The organism is Variovorax paradoxus (assembly GCA_016806145.1).
Lineage (GTDB): Bacteria > Pseudomonadota > Gammaproteobacteria > Burkholderiales > Burkholderiaceae_C > Variovorax.
In genome coordinates, this window is the sequence record CP063166.1 from 3,353,726 (window position 1) to 3,370,201 (window position 16,476).

Annotated in this window: 17 protein-coding genes; 5 read left to right on the top strand and 12 right to left on the bottom strand. The window is 70.3% G+C overall.

Annotated elements, in window-relative coordinates:
• Nucleotides 1–2,190, top strand: a complete 2,190-nt coding sequence (locus tag INQ48_15775; protein ID QRF54902.1) for a xanthine dehydrogenase family protein molybdopterin-binding subunit — start codon at nucleotides 1–3, stop codon at nucleotides 2,188–2,190.
• Nucleotides 2,191–2,199: 9 nt separating this feature from the next.
• Here the strand turns inward: INQ48_15775 and INQ48_15780 are convergent, their stop codons facing one another.
• Together INQ48_15780 and INQ48_15785 are read right to left on the bottom strand one after the other, a co-directional pair.
• Nucleotides 2,200–3,015 (bottom strand): thioesterase family protein, encoded by an 816-nt coding sequence (locus INQ48_15780; GenBank protein ID QRF54903.1) that lies wholly within the window; start codon nucleotides 3,013–3,015, stop codon nucleotides 2,200–2,202.
• Complete coding sequence (locus tag INQ48_15785; protein ID QRF54904.1) at nucleotides 3,008–4,012, bottom strand: Rieske (2Fe-2S) protein; 1,005 nt, start codon at nucleotides 4,010–4,012, stop codon at nucleotides 3,008–3,010. The genes INQ48_15780 and INQ48_15785 overlap by 8 nt, the downstream gene beginning before the upstream one ends.
• Before the next feature lie 112 nt (nucleotides 4,013–4,124).
• Here INQ48_15785 and INQ48_15790 point away from each other — a divergent pair, with 112 nt between their 5' ends.
• From INQ48_15790 to mgrA, 3 genes are all read left to right on the top strand, one after another.
• Nucleotides 4,125–4,823 carry a TetR/AcrR family transcriptional regulator gene (locus tag INQ48_15790; GenBank protein QRF54905.1) on the top strand — a complete coding sequence of 233 codons (699 nt, stop codon included), beginning with the start codon at nucleotides 4,125–4,127 and terminating at the stop codon, nucleotides 4,821–4,823.
• Entirely contained in the window at nucleotides 4,820–6,475 is a 1,656-nt protein-coding gene (locus INQ48_15795; GenBank protein QRF54906.1) for an acyl-CoA dehydrogenase family protein, read from the top strand. The genes INQ48_15790 and INQ48_15795 overlap by 4 nt, the downstream gene beginning before the upstream one ends.
• A gap of 110 nt (nucleotides 6,476–6,585) precedes the next feature.
• Nucleotides 6,586–7,626, top strand: coding sequence for an L-glyceraldehyde 3-phosphate reductase (mgrA, locus tag INQ48_15800; GenBank protein ID QRF54907.1), 1,041 nt, complete (start codon nucleotides 6,586–6,588; stop codon nucleotides 7,624–7,626).
• Nucleotides 7,627–7,644: 18 nt separating this feature from the next.
• Here mgrA and INQ48_15805 read toward each other — a convergent pair whose 3' ends face one another.
• Nucleotides 7,645–7,851 carry a dodecin domain-containing protein gene (locus INQ48_15805; GenBank protein ID QRF54908.1) on the bottom strand — a complete coding sequence of 69 codons (207 nt, stop codon included), beginning with the start codon at nucleotides 7,849–7,851 and terminating at the stop codon, nucleotides 7,645–7,647.
• Between the two features lie 171 nt (nucleotides 7,852–8,022).
• Between INQ48_15805 and INQ48_15810 the strand changes: the two genes are divergently transcribed.
• Nucleotides 8,023–8,223, top strand: coding sequence for a hypothetical protein (locus INQ48_15810; GenBank protein ID QRF54909.1), 201 nt, complete (start codon nucleotides 8,023–8,025; stop codon nucleotides 8,221–8,223).
• Nucleotides 8,224–8,264: 41 nt separating this feature from the next.
• Here the strand turns inward: INQ48_15810 and INQ48_15815 are convergent, their stop codons facing one another.
• The 9 genes from INQ48_15815 to INQ48_15855 all read right to left on the bottom strand — a co-directional run bounded on the left by INQ48_15815 (nucleotide 8,265) and on the right by INQ48_15855 (nucleotide 16,413).
• A complete protein-coding gene (locus INQ48_15815; protein ID QRF54910.1) occupies nucleotides 8,265–9,440 on the bottom strand; it encodes a cytochrome c in 1,176 nt (391 codons plus the stop codon).
• Between the two features lie 25 nt (nucleotides 9,441–9,465).
• On the bottom strand, nucleotides 9,466–10,272 hold the full coding sequence (locus tag INQ48_15820) for an ABC transporter ATP-binding protein (protein ID QRF54911.1): 807 nt from the start codon (nucleotides 10,270–10,272) through the stop codon (nucleotides 9,466–9,468).
• Nucleotides 10,266–11,378: an ABC transporter permease subunit gene (locus INQ48_15825; GenBank protein QRF54912.1), complete on the bottom strand. Its 1,113-nt coding sequence runs from the start codon at nucleotides 11,376–11,378 to the stop codon at nucleotides 10,266–10,268. Before INQ48_15825 ends, INQ48_15820 begins: the two co-directional genes overlap by 7 nt.
• Before the next feature lie 172 nt (nucleotides 11,379–11,550).
• Nucleotides 11,551–12,837 carry an acyl-CoA dehydrogenase family protein gene (locus INQ48_15830; protein QRF54913.1) on the bottom strand — a complete coding sequence of 429 codons (1,287 nt, stop codon included), beginning with the start codon at nucleotides 12,835–12,837 and terminating at the stop codon, nucleotides 11,551–11,553.
• A gap of 71 nt (nucleotides 12,838–12,908) precedes the next feature.
• On the bottom strand, nucleotides 12,909–13,502 hold the full coding sequence (locus tag INQ48_15835) for a phosphatase PAP2 family protein (protein QRF54914.1): 594 nt from the start codon (nucleotides 13,500–13,502) through the stop codon (nucleotides 12,909–12,911).
• Between the two features lie 179 nt (nucleotides 13,503–13,681).
• Entirely contained in the window at nucleotides 13,682–14,131 is a 450-nt protein-coding gene (locus tag INQ48_15840; GenBank protein QRF54915.1) for a hypothetical protein, read from the bottom strand.
• Between the two features lie 433 nt (nucleotides 14,132–14,564).
• Nucleotides 14,565–14,780 carry a hypothetical protein gene (locus tag INQ48_15845; GenBank protein ID QRF54916.1) on the bottom strand — a complete coding sequence of 72 codons (216 nt, stop codon included), beginning with the start codon at nucleotides 14,778–14,780 and terminating at the stop codon, nucleotides 14,565–14,567.
• A 161-nt stretch (nucleotides 14,781–14,941) separates the two neighbouring features.
• The gene (locus INQ48_15850; GenBank protein QRF60751.1) at nucleotides 14,942–15,607 is read right to left on the bottom strand and encodes an ankyrin repeat domain-containing protein; all 666 of its coding nucleotides are present in this window, start codon (nucleotides 15,605–15,607) and stop codon (nucleotides 14,942–14,944) included.
• On the bottom strand, nucleotides 15,607–16,413 hold the full coding sequence (locus INQ48_15855; protein ID QRF54917.1) for a TatD family hydrolase: 807 nt from the start codon (nucleotides 16,411–16,413) through the stop codon (nucleotides 15,607–15,609). The genes INQ48_15850 and INQ48_15855 overlap by 1 nt, the downstream gene beginning before the upstream one ends.
• Between the last annotated feature and the right edge of the window lie 63 nt (nucleotides 16,414–16,476).

Below are 16,476 nucleotides of genomic sequence, written 5' to 3' on the forward strand. Positions count from 1 at the left end.
ATGCTGATCGATCGACTGACGGAACACGCGCCGGCGGACTCGCCCGCGCTGTCGCGCCGCGGCTTCCTGAGCATCGGTGCCGCGCTCGGCGGCGGCCTGCTGATCGGCGTGGGCCTGGGCGCCATGCCCGAGGCGGCCGAGGCCGCACCGGCGGGCACGCCGCCGTGGACGCCCAATGCCTTCGTCAAGATCGCGCCCGATGGCCGCGTGACCGTGACCATGGGCTACATCGAGATGGGGCAGGGCACCTACACCAGCGTGCCGATGCTGATCGCCGAGGAGCTCGAGGTCGACCTGGCCGCGGTGCGCGTCGAGCATGCGCCGCCCGACGACAAGCTCTACGGCAACCCGCTGCTGGGCTTCCAGGTGACCGGCGGCTCGACCACCATCCGCGCCGCCTACGAGCCGCTGCGGCGTGCCGGCGCCACCGCGCGCACGGTGCTCGTGCAGGCCGCGGCGCAGCGCTGGAAGGTCGCGCCCGACAGCTGCAAGGCGACCCGCGGCGAGGTCGTGCATGCGGCCAGCGGCCGGCGCCTGAAGTACGGCGCGCTGGTCGCCGATGCCGCGAAGCTGCCGCTGCCCGAGAAGGTCGCGCTCAAGGCGCCGGCCGATTTCCGGCTGATCGGCACGCCCGCGAAGCGGCTCGACTCGCCGGCCAAGGTCGACGGCAGCGCGCTCTACGGCATCGATGCCAAGGTGCCGGGCATGAAGGTCGCCACGCTCGCGCAGTCGCCGGTGTTCGGCGGCCGCCTGCGCAGCGTGGACGACAGCAAGGCGAAGGCGGTGCGCGGCGTGCGCCAGATCGTGCGGCTCGACGACTGCGTGGCGGTGGTGGCCGACCACATGGGCGCGGCGAAGAAGGGCCTGGCGGCGCTCGCGATCGAATGGGACGGCGGCGCCAACGCAGGCATCGATTCGGCGGCGATCGTCGAATCGATGATGCAGGCCTCGCTGCAGACCGGCGCGGTGGCACGCAACGAGGGCGACGACGCGGCGGCGATGACCGGCGCGGCGCAGCGCCTCGAGGCCGTGTACGAGGTGCCGTTCCTGGTGCATGCGGCGATGGAGCCGCTGAACTGCACGGTGCGTGTGCGGCCCGACGGCTGCGAGGTATGGGTTGGCACCCAGGTGATCACGCGAGCGCGTGCCGCGGCGGCGGCCGCATCGGGCCTGCCGGTGGAGAAGGTCACGGTGCACAACCACCTGCTGGGCGGCGGCTTCGGGCGCCGGCTCGAGGTCGACAGCATCACGCGCGCGGTGCAGATCGCCAAGCAGGTCGACGGCCCGGTCAAGGTGGTGTGGACGCGCGAGGAGGACACGCAGCACGACATGTACCGGCCGTACTTCTACGACCGCGTGAGCGCGGGCCTCGATGCGCAGGGCCGGCCGGTGGCCTGGCGCCATCGCATCACGGGCTCGTCGATCCTCAAGCGTTGGCTGCCGCCGGCCTACAACAACGGCGTCGATCCCGAGACCATCGACGGCGCCGAGAAGCCGCCCTATGCGCTGCCGAACATCCGCGTCGAGTACGTGAACCACGAGCCGCCGGTGCCCACCGCGTTCTGGCGCGGCGTGGGACCGACGCACAACGTGTTCGTGGTCGAGAGCTTCATCGACGAGCTCGCGCATGCGGCCAAGGCCGATCCGGTGGACTACCGGCGCGCGCTGCTGGGCGCCAATCCGCGCGCCAAGGCCGTGCTCGAGCTCGCGGCGCAGAAGGCCGGCTGGGGCACGCCGCTGCCGCCGCAGCGCGGGCGCGGCGTGTCGCTGCAGTTCGCCTTCGGCACCTTCATGGCGCTGGTGGCCGAGGTCGAGGTGCCGAAGGACGGCGGCGAGCCGGTGGTCAGGCGCGTGGTGTGCGCGCTCGACACCGGCGTGGTGGTCAACCCCGACACGGTGCAGGCCCAGGTGCAGAGCGGCGTGATCTTCGGCATCTCGGGCGCGCTGTGGGGCGAGGCGACGTTGAAGGACGGACGCATCGAGCAGTCGAACTTCCACGACGTGCGGCCTTTGCGCATCAACGAGACGCCGGCGATCGAGACCCATATCGTGGCCAGCGGCGAAGCGCCCGGCGGCATGGGCGAGCCCGGCACCTCGGGCATCGCGCCCGCGATCACCAACGCGATCTTCGCGGTGACCGGCAAGCGCGTGCGCAGGCTGCCGGTGTCGCGCGGGCTGACGAGCGCTTGAGCCGAAACGCTAGCGCGCGAAGACGAGCAGCGTCTGCGTCGCGAAGCCGAAGCGGCCGCGCTCGTCGTGCAGCTGGCTGAAGGTGCAGCCGCTGCCGTCGGGCGCGACCGTGGTCACGGCATCGAGGCCGATCCAGTCGCCGACCGGTTGCCGCGCGAGCTGCAGCGAGAGGTCGGCGTTGGCGAAGTTGAAGCGCTCGACCGGCAGCACCCAGCTCAGGCCGTTGCCGAAGTCGGCCGCGGCGGCCGCGCGCATCGCGGGCGAATTGGCGGCGCCGGCCACCAGCGGCACGCGCAATCGAAACCATGCCGCGGCCGGACCGGGCGCCGCGGCATCGCCGGCCGCCACGCGGCTTTCGGTCGCCGTGTAGTAGAACGAGCGCACGTCGGGCAGGCCCGGGATGCGCAGCGGTGCCGTGCAGTCCGACGGTGCCGGCATCGACAGGGCAGGGGCCAGCGGCCTTTGCAACGCTGCTTCGGGCGGCACCACGGGCTGCGTGCGCACCAGCAGCGCATGCGCCTTCGCCACCGGCTTGCCCTGGGCCAGCAACGAGATCTCGACGCGTGCGGTGGTGCGGCCGGCCTCGGTCGTGGCGGCGGACGACAACAGGTCGACCGGCACCGGCCGGATCAGCTCGACCGTGAGCCGCGCGAGCTGCCAGCCTTCGCCCTCCACGGCCGACTCGGCGATGTGCGCGAGCAGGCCGCAGGGCGCGCCGCCATGCTGCGCGCGCGGGTCCCAGGGACCGCGCGCGAGTTCGCTGGCGCGCCAGGTGTTCGCGTCCTCGCGCACGAAGACGGCATCGGTGGCGGCGAGATCATGCATGGGCGGCGATCTCGATGCGGCGCAGGGGCGCGGGGGCCGGGACTTCGTCCTCGGTCTCGAACTGCTCGGCCCAATGGCGGAAGCGCATGATGGGTCCGTCTCCCTCGGCGAGGCTGGGGCGCTTCCAGCGCATCTTGTGCTCCCAGATCGGCACGTCCTGGCTCACCTGGTGGATCGCCTCGTCGATCAGCGCGAGGCTCATGTCGGGCGAGGCGATGCCCTGCAGCCGCGCCATCAGGCTGAAGCTCACGGCGACGCGGCCGGCCTCGATCGGCACCACCGAATCGACGAACAGGATCTCGGCCAGGTCGGCGATGCGAAAGCGCACCGTCGCGAAGTAGGGGCCGTACAGAGAGGTCTGCAGGAAGCCCGGCAGCCGGCCGCGCGGCGTGTTGAAGTCGTGCAGGATGTTCACGTGCAGCGCCGGCCCCGCGGGCTCGAAGCGGTCGAGCCGCGCCAGCGTGGCCACGCCATGCAGGTGGTGGAAGTGCGTGGTGTCGACGATGTTCTCCTGCACCTCCTGCCAGATCGTCGCGACCTCCCAGCGCTGGCGCCGGTAGCGCGACCACTGCGCATCGCCATGCTCGGGCATCGCCGGCACCTCGAAGCTGGGCACGATGCCGCGCGGATGCCACCACACCATCACCAGCCCGTTGCGCTCGACCAGCGGCCAGGACTTCAGGTGCCGCATCTCGAGACGCGGATTCGGGCTGTAGGGAATGTCGGTGCAGGCACCGTCACCGGAGAACTGCCAGCCGTGGAAGGGGCAGCGCAGTGAGGTGCCGCAGACGCGGCCGCCATGGCCGAGATGGCCGAGATGGGTGCCGAGGTGCGGACAGTGCGCATCCATCGCATGGGCCTGGCCCTGCATGTCGCGCCACAGCACGAACTCGCGGCCCATGGCCGTGAGGGGCTGCACCTCGCCCTTGCGAAGGTCCTCGCTGTAGGCAGCCTGGAACCAGCCATGACCGAAAGAGGAGTCGTCGAACCTGCGCATGGAGAAGCTTCCTTGGTGGTTGAACTGGACGCCGTGGCCGCCGGCGGCGTGATCGTTGCGATGCGGCCGAGGCGTCGAAGTATAGGGAGCCGGAGTGCAATTGCAATAAGAAATGAACTGTGATTCAATTCTTCGCGTGACCTACCGACGCACATCCAAAGTCGAAGAGCGCATGACGCTCACGCGCGAACGCATCGTGCTGGCCGCGCTCGAACTCGTGGCCACCCATGGCTACGGCGGCACCACCATGCCGATGGTCGCGGCCACGGCCGAGGTCTCGACCGGCTTGCTGTACCAGTACTTCCCGTCGAAGACCGACCTGTTCGATGAGGTCTTCCGCCAGGCCTCGCAGCGCGAGATCGACGCCTGCGCTGCCGCGGCCGCCTCGGAGAGCGGTGCCGGCGAGCGATTGGCCGCGATCATCCGCACCTTCGCGCACCGCGCGCTCAAGCGGCCCAGGCTCGCGTGGGCACTGTTGGCCGAACCCGCGGCACCGCAGATCGACGAGGACCGGCTGCGCTTTCGCGAACCCTATCGCGCGATCTTCGTGACCGTGATCGAGGACGGCATCGACAGCCGCGAGTTCCGCGCGCAGAACGCGCACACCAGCGCCGCGGCGATCGTCGGCGCGTTGGCCGAAGCCATGATCGGCCCGCTCGCGCTCGGCGTGCTGTCCAAGCGCGCGGCGCAGCGCGTGGTCGAGGACATCGTGGCGCTGTGCCTGGCCGCGGTGCTCGACCATGCCGCATCCGCGAAGAGAGGGCAGGGCACCAAGGCGCCCGTCCCGCCTTCGGCCAAGGAGACACCATGAGCGACTTCATCCAGCCCCACCCCGCGCCGTCGAACCGCTTCGCGAGCGACCGCACCCTGCACCACACGCTCGAACGCCTGCTGCCCGCCGAGGTCTTCGCCGACGCGAGTCCGCTGTTCGAGCGCATGGGCGAGCGCGCGATGCGCGAGATTCCCGCACTGGCCGCGACGGCCGAGCACAACGTGCCGCGCCACGAACCCTTCGATGCCTGGGGCCGGCGCGTCGACCGCATCGAGGTCGATCCGGCCTGGCACCGCCTGGTCGACATCGGCCTCGAGGAGGGCCTGGTCGCGCTGCCCTACGAGAACCCCTATGGCGAGTTCACGCGCGTGGTGCAGGCCGGCCTCGTGAACCTGTACGACGGCGCGGGCGCGGTGGCCTCTTGTCCGCTGGTGATGACCGATGGCGCCGCGCGCCTGCTCACGCTGCACGACGAGGCACTGGCCGCGCGCTACAAGCCGAAGCTCACGGCGCGGCAGGGCGGCTGGACTTCGGGCCAGTGGATGACCGAGAAGGAGGGCGGCTCCGATGTCGGCCAGACCTCGACCGTCGCGCGTCCGCGCGGCGACGGCACCTGGTCGTTGCACGGCACCAAGTGGTTCACATCGGCCACCACCTCGCAGATGGCGCTCGCGCTCGCGCGGCCCGACGATGCGGTGCCGGGAAGCCGCGGGCTGTCGCTGTTCCTGGTCGAGCTGCGCCGCCCCGACGGCAGCTGGAACCACATCGCCGTGCGGCGCCTGAAGGACAAGCTCGGCACGCGTGCCCTGCCGACCGCGGAGCTCGAGCTCGAAGGCACGGTCGCGGTGCCGGTCGGCGGCATCGAGCGCGGCGTGGCGAAGATCGGCGACCTGCTCAACGTCGCGCGGCTGTGGGCCTCGTGGGGCGGCCCGGCGGGCGTGGGCCATCTGCTGATGCTGGCGCGCGACTACGCGACACGGCGTCGCGTGTTCGGCCAGATGCTCGCCGAGAAGCCGCTGCATGCGCAGTGGATCGCGCGCATCACGGCCGAGTACGAGGCGATGCTCGCGCTCAACTTCGAGACCGCGCTCGCGCTCAATCGGCAAGAGCGCGGCACCGGCGCGCCCGGGCTGGCGCGGCTGCTGGCGCCGCTGACGAAGCTGGCCTGCGCGCGCCAGAGCATCTGGGCCGCGAGCGAGCTGGTCGAGAGCTTCGGCGGCGCGGGCTATGTGGAGGACACGGGCATCCCGCGCGTGCTGCGCAACCTGCACGTGCATTGCATCTGGGAGGGCACGACCTCGGTGCTCGCGCACGACGTGCTGCGTGCGCTGCGCGCGCCCGAAGCGGGCGAGGCCTTTCTTGCCGACATCGACGGGCGCCTCTCGACGCTCGCGGGCCATGGCACGCGCGCACCCGACGCCATCGTGCATGCGCGACGCACGCTCGCGGAGCTGATGCCGCGCGCGCAGGAGAGCGACGGCCGGCGCCTGGCCTGGGGCATGGCGCGCACCTATCAATCGGTGCTGCTGCTCGAGGCGGCCGCATGGCGCCAGGCGCGCAAGGCCGACGGCTCGGGATGGACCGCATTGCGGCTGTTCCTGCAGGACGCGCTGGTGCCGCCGGTGCTGCCCGCATCGGACGAGGAACTCGCGGCGCTGGCCTTCGGGCGCGACACTGCCGTGGCGTCGTAACGCAGCGGGTCGGCGGCCTGCGCGTCGACGCGATTGCCGCTATCCTCGAACGCGACGTACCGGCGCCGACATGGCGCCTTTCGCTTTCTCTTCGCGTCCTTCCATCGCCCATGACCTACCTCGCCGCCTCCACGCGCTACGAATCCATGCCCTACCGCAAGGTGGGCCGCAGCGGCCTCGTGCTGCCCGCCATCTCGCTCGGGCTGTGGCACAACTTCGGCGACACCACGCCGATCGCCACCCAGCGCCAGCTGCTGCGCACCGCCTTCGACCTCGGCATCAACCACTTCGACCTGGCCAACAACTATGGCCCGCCCTACGGCAGCGCCGAAACGAATTTCGGCCGCCTGCTGCGCGAGGACTTCAGGCCCTACCGCGACGAACTGATCATCTCGAGCAAGGCCGGCTGGGACATGTGGCCCGGCCCCTACGGGCAGGGCGGCGGCTCGCGCAAATACCTGCTGGCCAGCCTCGACCAGAGCCTGCAGCGCATGGGCCTCGACTACGTCGACATCTTCTATTCGCACCGCTTCGATCCGCACACGCCGCTGGAGGAAACGGCCTCGGCGCTGGCCCAGGCCGTGCAGCAGGGCAAGGCGCTGTACATCGGCATCTCGTCGTACTCGGCCGGCAAGACGCGCGAGATGGCCGCGCTGCTGCGCGAATGGAAGGTGCCGCTCTTGATCCACCAGCCGGCCTACAACCTGTTCAACCGCTGGATCGAGAAGGACCTGCTCGGCGCGACCGAGGAAGTCGGTGCCGGCGTGATCGCGTTCACGCCGCTGGCGCAGGGCCTGCTGACCGACAAGTACCTGCAGGGCGTGCCGGCCGATGCGCGCATCAACCGCCCGGGCGGCGGCTCGCTGAAGCCCGAACATCTGTCGGATGCCAACATCGAGCGTGCACGCGCGCTGAACGCGATCGCGCAACGGCGCGGCCAATCGCTGGCGCAGCTCGCGCTGACCTGGACCCTGCGCGATCCGCGCGTGAGTTCCGCGCTGATCGGCGCGAGCCGGCCCGAGCAGATCGTCGACAACGTGGCCGCGCTCCAGGGTGCGCCGCTGAGCGCGGAGGAGCTCGCAGAGATCGACCGCCATGCGGTCGAGGGCGGCGTGAACCTCTGGGAAAAGCCGTCGACCGACTTCGCCTGAGCGAGCCGACGGTCACGCTCACTCGAGCGTGAAGCCGATCTTCAGCGTGACCTGCCAGTGCGCCACGCGGCCGTCCGTCACATGGCCGCGCGTCTCGACGACGGTGAACCACTGGATGTTGCGCACCGTCTCGTGCGCCTTGGCGATCGCGCCCTGGATGGCGTCCTCGATGCTGGTGGTGGACGAGCCGGTGAGTTCGAGGCTCTTGTAGACGTGGTTCGACATGGTCGGTAGCTCCTGAAGTGCGGCAATGCAAGGGGATGGAAAGAGGCCGGTCCATCGTACGCCGCGCACCGCGCGGCGGGGCGATCACGGAATGCATCAGGTAACTCGCAATCCGTCTTTGAGTTGCCGCATGCCTTGCGCAGAATCGATGCGTTACCCATCGAGTCCCCCATGCCCTTGCGCACCTACCATTCCGTGGCCGACCAGGCCCAGCTCGTCATCTCGCGCACCGCCACCGAGTGGCGGGTGCCGCCCGCGTCGGCCCATGCGATCGCGCGCCGCGCGGCCTACGGCCATGTGCCGCGCCGTGCGCTGCGCCGCCTGCAGGCCATGGCCACGCTGCGGCCCGCGGTGCTGATGCATTCCTGGTGAGTGCGCCGCCATGCCGCCTTCGGCGCGGCATGGCCCGGGCTTCAATGCACGAAGCCACCCTTCACGAAGCGCACCGGCTGCGCATCCATGCGCGTGATCAGCGCGCCGAGGCCATCGGCCGCCCCTGCCACGACGGTTGCCGTTGCCGAAGCAGTCTCCGCGCGGCACAGCAGATCGTCGTCGCTCCATGCGCTCTTGCCGGGCTCGCCGCGCGCGCGCAGCCAGCCCGCGCGATCGACGAGCAACTGCGTGCCCTCGAGCTTCTCGGTGGCCGCGATCAGCGAGAAGGCTTCCCACGCCTCGGGCGAATCGGCCACGCAGGCGATGCTCCGCCCAGCGGTGTTCGACGCGGCACCGGGGCGCGGCTCGAGCAGCACCGTCACCAGCCGCGGGTCCTCGAGCAACGCACTTGCGTTGTCGCCACCGGCCACGATCCGCAGGCGCTGGCCGCGCCAGCTGCTGAGCATGCGCACCGGCTTGCCGTCGCAGCGCACCGCCATGTCGGGTGGGCTCACGGGCTGCGCCCACACGCCCGCCATGCGCAGGCTTTCGCCGGCGGCCTGGGCCTTCATGTAGTCGATCAGGGCCCAGGCGTCGCTTTCGCTCAACCGGCCCTGGAAGCCCGGCATGGTCAACGCGCCATGGCGATCGCGCGTGCCGTGCAGCACGCGCCACAGCAGGTCGCCATCGGCGCGGCGCCAGAGCAGCGGACCGGCGAGGTTCGGCGGCCACACGGGCTGCGCCGCGGCCAGCGGGCCCTGGCCGCGGCCGTCGCTGCCATGGCAGGCCACGCAGTTCTGTGCATAGAGCGTGCGGCCGCGCGCGATGGCCTCGGCGCTGAAGCCCGCCGCATGCTGCTGAAAGCTCGTGGGATGCGCGGGCACCAGGACCACGTGGGCATCGGGCCAGGGCGCCAGCACCAGGGGGAGCGCCGCGGCGCCCAGCAGCCAGATCCTGCGCCGGCGCCACAGCAGCGCCGCGATCAGCACGAGCAGCGACAGGCCCAGCAGCACCACGCTGATGCCGAGCCGGCGCGCCTGGCCCAGGTCGATCAGCAGGTTCTCGCCCGACAGCCGCTGGTCCCAGGGCCAGGCGGGCTGTCCGTGCGCATGCGCGACCAGGCCCAGCGCATCGAGCAGCCGCAGCAGCTGCAACTGCAGGGTCTGCAGGCTTTCGATCAGGACATTGAGCCAGGCCGCGTCGGGCAGCGCGTTCATCGCGCCCGCGCCTCGAGGGCCGGCCTCACCAGGTCGCGTCCAGGCCCAGGTGGCGCAGCGCCTCGTGGCGCAGCTCGGCCAGGCGCGGATCGCCGCGATGGCGCGGGTAGGGCAGGTCGACCACCAGCTCGGCGGCGATGCGCGCCGGCCGGTCGCTCAGCACGATCACGCGGTTGGCCAGGAACAGCGCCTCTTCCACGTCGTGCGTGACCAGCAGGGCCGAGAAGCCGTCGCGCTGCCAGAGGTTCACGAGCTCGCTCTGCATCGCGATGCGCGTGAGCGAATCGAGCTTGCCCAGCGGCTCGTCGAGCACCAGCAGCTGCGGGTCGTTGACCAGCGCGCGCGCCAGCGCCACGCGCTGCGCCATGCCGCCCGACAGTTGATGCGGATAGGCCTTCGCGAATTCGGTGAGGCCGACGCGCTGCAGCGCCTCGTCGACCCGGCCGCGCTGCGCATCGAGCACACCGCGCGCCTGCAGGCCCAGCGCCACGTTGTCCCAGACGCTGCGCCACGGAAACAGCGTGGGATCCTGGAATACCACGATGCGCGAGGGATCGGGCTTCTCGATGGTCTCGCCGTTCTGCGTGATGCGGCCGGTGGTCGCGGGCTCGAGGCCGGCCACCAGGCGCAGCAGCGTCGACTTGCCGCAGCCGCTCGGGCCGAGCAGCGCGACGAATTCGCCGGGCCGCACCTGCAGGTCGATGTTGTCGAGCACCTGCAGCACGCCCGTGGGCACCTCGAACCAGTGGCTCACGCCGTGGATGTCGATCAGCGCGCCGGTGCTGGCGGCGGTGCCTTGCTCGATGGTGGGGGAGAGGACGGTGTCTACCATTTGACGGTTCCCTTCTGCCACGACAGCACGCGGTCGCGCACCTTGAACAGCAGCGTGATCAGGCCCGAGCACAGCGCTGCCATGACCAGCAGCGCCGCATACATGTTGGCGTATGAGGCCCAGCCCTGGGCCCACTGCAGGTACCAGCCGAGGCCGGCCTTCACGCCCATCATCTCGGCCGTGATCAGCACCGAGAACGAGGCGCCCAGGCCCATGAACAGGCCCACGAAGACCTGCGGCAGCGCGGCCGGGATGGCCACGCGCAGCACCAGGAAGCGCTCGGAGGCGCCCAGCGTGCGCGCTACGTCGTAGTAGCTCTTGCCGACCGAGGCCACGCCCGACCAGGTCAGCACCGCGACCGGGAAGAAGGTGGCGAGCCCGACCAGGAACACCGCGGCCACGTAGCTCGAGGGCGCGAAGAAGAAGGCCAGCGGGAGCAGCGCCGACGCGGGCACCGGGCCGAGGAAGCGCAGCAGCGGATGCACCCAGTAGCCCGCGATGCGCGACCAGCCGACCGCCACGCCGGTGACGAAGCCCACCAGCGCGCCGATCACGAAGCCATTGGCCAGCAGGCGCAGCGAATAGGCGGTGGACAGGCCCAGGCGCTGCCAGTCCTCGTGCAGCACGTCGATCAGGCTCTGCGGCGGCGCGAAGAAGGGGGAGGGCAGCACGGCGAGCTTGGCGGTGGCGATCTCCCACAGCGCGAGCACCAGCGCCGAGGCCACCAGCCACTGGCCGGCCGGGCGCAGCGTGCGCGCGACGCGGCCGGCGCGCGGGCCGAGCAGCGCGATGACGAGGAACACGGCGGCAATCACCAGCGTGGCGTAGCCAAATTCCTCGGTGAAGTTCCAGTCGCTGAAGCCGATCGGCTTGTTGGGCCACAGCAGCGTGAGCAGGCCCAGCGCCAGCCAGGCCACGGCGGCCAGCACGCCGGTGCGCCACAGGCCCGGCGGCAGCGCGTGGCGGCGCGCGAGTACGGCGGCGGCATCGGTGGCCGCCGGTGCGGGCGGACGCGGCGCGCGTGGCGTCGGGGCCGCCGTGGTGCCGCGGAACTCCGGCGCGTTCAGCACGCCGGACACGTCGAGTGCGTGGTCGGCCGAGGTCATGCCTGGGCGCTCCCGATGGCAGGTTGATCGTCGAAGAGGGTCATGGGAATTGCTCCGCCGGAGGATGAAGAAGGGAAGGGCGAGTGTTGGCGCTGCACCCGCCCCGGCCAACGAATGAATGCACGCATGGATATGCGGATTCGTCGGCTGCGGCGTGTCGCCGCCGGGGCGTTCAGGACGCGACGTTCGCGCCCACGGCCCAGTAGAAGGTGGGCCGGGCGCCGTTGAGCAGGTGGTCGCCGACCACGCGGCCCTTGTAGATGGTCGGGTTGTGCGAGGCCAGCGTGCGCGCGTTGCGCCAGTGGCGGTCGAGCCGGATGTCCTCCTGCAGCGCCGAGGCGCCGCCCACGTCGAACAGCCGCGTGCCGGCCTGCAGCACCGCGTCGACGATGCCGGCCTGGGCCTTGGCGGTCTCGAGCTCGACCTGGAACAGCAGCTGCTCGGGGATGGCTTCGCCACGCTGGCGCAGGCGATCGATCTCGCCGAGCGTGCGCGCCACCGCCTGCACCGTCGCGCTCGCGACGAAGGCCGTGCTGGCGAGCTGGCCGACGACCTGCTGCACCAGCGGATCCTCGCGCGGCGTGCTGCCGCTGCCGTGGCTGTAGACGCGCTTGCGCGGCTGCACGAAGTCGACCGCGTCGCGCACGATCGCGCGCGCGATGCCGGCCAGGGTGGCCAGGTGGGTGAGCTGGAACTGCGCGGTCAATGGCGTCGGCTGGTCGCGCACGTAGAGCAGCACGTGCGCCGGATCGACGCGCACGTTGCGAAAGCGCGTGGTGCCCGAAGCGCTCAGGCGCTGGCCGAAGCCGCGCCAGTCGTCGATGCGCTCCACGCCCGCCGCTTCCGAGGGCACCAGCGCGATCACGCGGTCGCTGCTGCCGTCGTCGTTGTGGCGCTGCGCCGAGACCGCGATCCATTCGGCATAGAGCGTGCCGGTGCTGTAGTACTTGTCGCCCTCGAGGCGCCAGCCGTCGCCGTCGCGGCGCAGCGTGGTCTGCATCTGGCCGAGCGGGCCTTCGCCGAGCTCGGTGGTGGCGTTGCCGAAGATCACGCCGTCGGCCGCGAGCCGCAGCCAGGGGCCGTGCAGCGCGGGATCGATCTCGGCGAACAGGCGCTCGATGAAGCCGAAATGGGCGCGCAGGATCTGCGGCAGGTTGGAGTCGGCCTCGCCGAGCTCGATCAGCAGGTCGAAGAACTGCTCGACCGAGGCGCCGAGCCCGCCTTGGGCCACCGGCACGCGCAGCGCGCCGAAGCCGGCCTGGGCCAGCCAGGCCACGGCCTCATGGGCCAGCAGGCGTTCGTTCTCGCGCTGCACCGCGCCTTCGGCGATGCGCGCGAAGATCGGACGGAAGCGGTCGGCGAGCTGGTCGTAGGACGGCGGTTGCGGGGCCCGCGGCGGCACGGCCACGGGCGACGGGTTGCCGGGCGCGGTGCGCGGCGGATGCGTGAGGGATTCCATGGGGCAACGACTTTGCAGCCGTGCCCTTCGATTGGGAAATGCGCTTTTCGAGTTTTCTTATGCCGCGCGGCTCAGGCGCGCGGCCGGGGCATCGCCGGCCAGCGCTTGCCCGCCAGGTTCGGCATGCGAAGGGCGAGTTGCTGCGCTCCGAGCTCCAGCATCCGCCAGACCGCGCCCAGCAGGCCCGCCATGACGGCGCCGAACAGCAGGCCGACCGCGATGTCGAGCGGGAAATGCACGCCCACATGGATGCGCGCCCAGCCCGTGGCGGCGGCCACGGCGAACAGCGCGATGCCGGGTGCGCGCAGCACCGGCCGCGCGAGAAAGGCGAAGGCCACCATGAACATCACCGAGGCATGCGTGCTCGGCAGCGACGCGCTGGCGCCGTGCGGGATGTAGGCCGGCACCAGGCCCGTGATGAAAGGCCGCGGCACGTTGATGCGCGCGGCGATCTCCTGGCACAGCATGGCGGTGATCGCGGCGCCCGCGAGCACGAAGAGGATGTAGGCGCGATGGCCGGGGCGGCGCCACGCGCCGGCGCCGATGACGGCCGTGGAGAGCCAGGGGCCGCCGAGCGCGAGCCCGACGGCGATCGCCAGCAGCCACGGCGTGGGCCGGGTGCCGGCCGCGAGCCATTGCAGCAGGTCGAGATGGAATGCGTTCATGCGGCCTCCCGGAACGGGTGGAACGCAACGAGGGCGGCGCGCGGGCGTGCGCGCCCGGCGCGGCTTGCGCGCTGGTGGGCGAAGGACATGGAGAAGCCTCGTGGGCGAAGTGAAGCGGCCCTGCCGCGCCGGGCGTCAGGGAAGCGATGGATGCGGCGCGGGCGCGCCGCCGGAACGGGTCAGGCGAACGCCGGCGGTGCCGTGGTCGGCGGCAGCCGCAGCCAGGGCCGGGGCAGGGGAGGCGCCCCACTCCGCGCGCTGACGCGCCGTGGCGGTTCGTGGTGCGCACCGGTCAGGCCGGTCGCCACGGCGATGGTCAACGGCAGCAGCGCGAGCACGACGCCCATGAAGCCATCGAAAGCCGCGCTTAGGGCATTGACCATGACCGTGCAGCAGGACGCCTGCGCGAACACGGTGGTCTCGAGGCTTCGCGCATGACCGACGCGTTCGTCGGGTTCGAAGCGCACGGTCTCGCCGGCGTTGCGCACCTTGAGGCCGGGCTCGTCCTCGAGCCCGTCGCTGTGGAAATGCGCCGAGATGAACGGGTGCAGCAGCACCAGCCAAAGGCCGATCACGCACCCGATGCATCGGTGTGCGTCGATCCATCGGCGGAGCCTGGCCAGCAGCATGCGGCGGATGCTAGGGCGCAAATATGAACAGAATATGAGTACTCGCCGAACTCGTGCGAGTTTGGGGGCCTGCTCGACGGGACGAACTATCGGCGCCGTCCGACAACGAGGGAAATCTCGAAGGCCCAGCATCCCTGAGTCCCGAGCGACTCCTCCTCCCTGGCTTGGGGCACCTGCAGCCACAACTGCGGGTTCTTGAGCGCCCGGCTTCGTGCCGGGCGCCTTTTCTTTGCGGGTTCGATCGGGAGGAGCGAGGTGGGGGCGGCTGCCGCTGCCGCGTTTCGGATTCCCCAATATTCATCAACAGTCTTGCCGTCGCTCGGCTGCCATTCGGGCAGACAACAAGATCATCGATTTTACATAATGCACATTGTGCGGATTAAACGGAAAAGCAGAGAAGCGGAAGTTCGCCGCATTCGGCCCGCGCAACGCCTCAATCCCGCGTGCTCATCCCGCCATCCATCGCGAGCTCCGCCTGCCGGATCTGCCGGCGCCGACGCAGCGCTTCGCTCATGCCGTCGCGCACGCCGGCACGGATGACGAGGTACAGAAGCCAGCCCGCGAGCGTGCCGGCGATCAGGATGGCTGCGAGCAAGGACATCTGCCATGCCAGGGCGCCGCCGCCGATCTGTTGGATGGTGACTTGCATGGATGCTCCGGGCAGAAAAAAAGGCTTCATCGAAGCCCTCATTCTGTTCGTGCCTGTTTCCAAATCACACAAGCTTCATCAAGTTCTTACCGGTTCGACCATGAAATAAGTCACAGTTAACGACCGTCAGCAGCAAAAACGAATACTTTATTAACAGATGCCTACCACTTGCCATCCTTCGGCACCGGCTTCGCTGCCGATGTCGCCGCGATCAACGACGCGGCTTCCGATCGATTGGCGCGGTTGGCGAAATCGACCGCGGTCATGCCGAGCTGGTTCTTCATCGTGACGTCCGCGCCCTCGGCCAGCAGCAGCTTCACGGCGTCGGTCGAGCCGTACATCGCGGCCATCATCAGCGGCGTGGTGCCGTTGGGCGACTGCGCGTCGATGAAGGCGAAGTTGTCGAGCAGCTGCTTCATGATCGCCACGTGCCCGCCGGTGGCCGCGTAGTGCAGCGGCGTCCAGCCGGGCTTGTTGATGTCGGCATCGCGCTTGATGAGCTGGGTGACCAGATCCTGCTGGCCCTTGATGGCGGCGAGCATCAACGGGCTTTCGTCCTTGGCGTTGCGCAGCTCGACATTGGTCTGCGGCGACTCGAGCAGCACCTGGATCACCTTCGGCGACGGCTCGCGCAGCGCGATCAACAGGCCGGTCTGGCCGCGCTCGTCGCGCGTGTTGGGATCGAAGCCGCGCTGCAGCAGGCTGCGAACGCCGCTCGGGTTGTCGGCGCGCACGGCGCGGAAGAAGTCCTCGAAAGACCCTGCATGTGCGGAAAAAACTGCTGCAAAAACAGACAGATAAACGAGCTTCTTGAAGTTTTTCTTCATCATTGTCGAACCCCCTTGAACAGTGTTTCGAAGTTGTCGCTGGTCGCCTGGGCCACGGCCTCGACCGGCAACTGCCTCAGTTCGGCGATCTGCCGCGCCACGTAGGGCACGTAGGCCGGCGTGTTGGTCTTGCCCCGGTACGGCACCGGCGCCAGGTATGGGCTGTCGGTCTCGATCAGCATGCGCTCGAGCGGCACGAAGGCCGCCACGTCACGCAGATCCTGCGCCTTCTTGAAGGTCAGGATGCCCGAGAAGGAGATGTAGAAGCCGAGGTCCAGCGCGGCGCGCGCGACCTCGGCGGTTTCGGTGAAGCAGTGGAACACACCGCCGGCCGCGCCCGCGGAGCCGTCCTCGCCCTCCTCCTTGAGGATCGCGATGGTGTCGGCCGAGGCCTCGCGCGTGTGGATCACCAGCGGCTTGCCGGTCTGCCGGGCGGCGCGGATGTGCACGCGGAAGCGCTCGCGCTGCCATTCGAGGTCGGCGATGCTGCGTCCGCCCTTGCGTTCTTCCATCTGGTAGTAGTCGAGGCCGGTCTCGCCGATCGCCACCACGCGCGGCCTTGCGGCCAGGCGCACGAGGTCGTCGACGCTGGGTTCGAGCGTGTCCTCGGTGTCGGGATGCACGCCCACGCTGGCCCAGAAGTTGTCGTAGCGCGCGGCCAGCGCCTGCACATCGTCGAACTCCTCGAGCCGGGTGCAGATGCACAGGGCCCGGTCGACCTGGGCGGCGGCCATGGCGGCGCGCACCGTGTCCATCTGGTCGGCGAATTCGGGAAAAGTCAGGTGGCAGTGGGAGTCGGTGAACATCGCCAGGAATCTGAGGAAACGAAGGGAGCCGGAAACTGGCGAGCGCAAGAGGCGGCCGGGCCG

Coding starts and splice junctions, on each gene's coding strand:
- INQ48_15820 (QRF54911.1), bottom strand. CDS start 10,272: ATGGTAGACACCGTCCTCTCCCCCACCATCGAGCAAGGCACCGCCGCC.
- INQ48_15825 (QRF54912.1), bottom strand. CDS start 11,378: ATGACCTCGGCCGACCACGCACTCGACGTGTCCGGCGTGCTGAACGCG.
- INQ48_15795 (QRF54906.1), top strand. CDS start 4,820: ATGAGCGACTTCATCCAGCCCCACCCCGCGCCGTCGAACCGCTTCGCG.
- INQ48_15835 (QRF54914.1), bottom strand. CDS start 13,502: ATGAACGCATTCCATCTCGACCTGCTGCAATGGCTCGCGGCCGGCACC.
- mgrA (QRF54907.1), top strand. CDS start 6,586: ATGACCTACCTCGCCGCCTCCACGCGCTACGAATCCATGCCCTACCGC.
- INQ48_15815 (QRF54910.1), bottom strand. CDS start 9,440: ATGAACGCGCTGCCCGACGCGGCCTGGCTCAATGTCCTGATCGAAAGC.
- INQ48_15780 (QRF54903.1), bottom strand. CDS start 3,015: ATGCATGATCTCGCCGCCACCGATGCCGTCTTCGTGCGCGAGGACGCG.
- INQ48_15845 (QRF54916.1), bottom strand. CDS start 14,780: ATGCAAGTCACCATCCAACAGATCGGCGGCGGCGCCCTGGCATGGCAG.
- INQ48_15810 (QRF54909.1), top strand. CDS start 8,023: ATGCCCTTGCGCACCTACCATTCCGTGGCCGACCAGGCCCAGCTCGTC.
- INQ48_15785 (QRF54904.1), bottom strand. CDS start 4,012: ATGCGCAGGTTCGACGACTCCTCTTTCGGTCATGGCTGGTTCCAGGCT.
- INQ48_15855 (QRF54917.1), bottom strand. CDS start 16,413: ATGTTCACCGACTCCCACTGCCACCTGACTTTTCCCGAATTCGCCGAC.
- INQ48_15830 (QRF54913.1), bottom strand. CDS start 12,837: ATGGAATCCCTCACGCATCCGCCGCGCACCGCGCCCGGCAACCCGTCG.
- INQ48_15840 (QRF54915.1), bottom strand. CDS start 14,131: ATGCTGCTGGCCAGGCTCCGCCGATGGATCGACGCACACCGATGCATC.
- INQ48_15775 (QRF54902.1), top strand. CDS start 1: ATGCTGATCGATCGACTGACGGAACACGCGCCGGCGGACTCGCCCGCG.
- INQ48_15850 (QRF60751.1), bottom strand. CDS start 15,607: ATGAAGAAAAACTTCAAGAAGCTCGTTTATCTGTCTGTTTTTGCAGCA.
- INQ48_15790 (QRF54905.1), top strand. CDS start 4,125: ATGAACTGTGATTCAATTCTTCGCGTGACCTACCGACGCACATCCAAA.
- INQ48_15805 (QRF54908.1), bottom strand. CDS start 7,851: ATGTCGAACCACGTCTACAAGAGCCTCGAACTCACCGGCTCGTCCACC.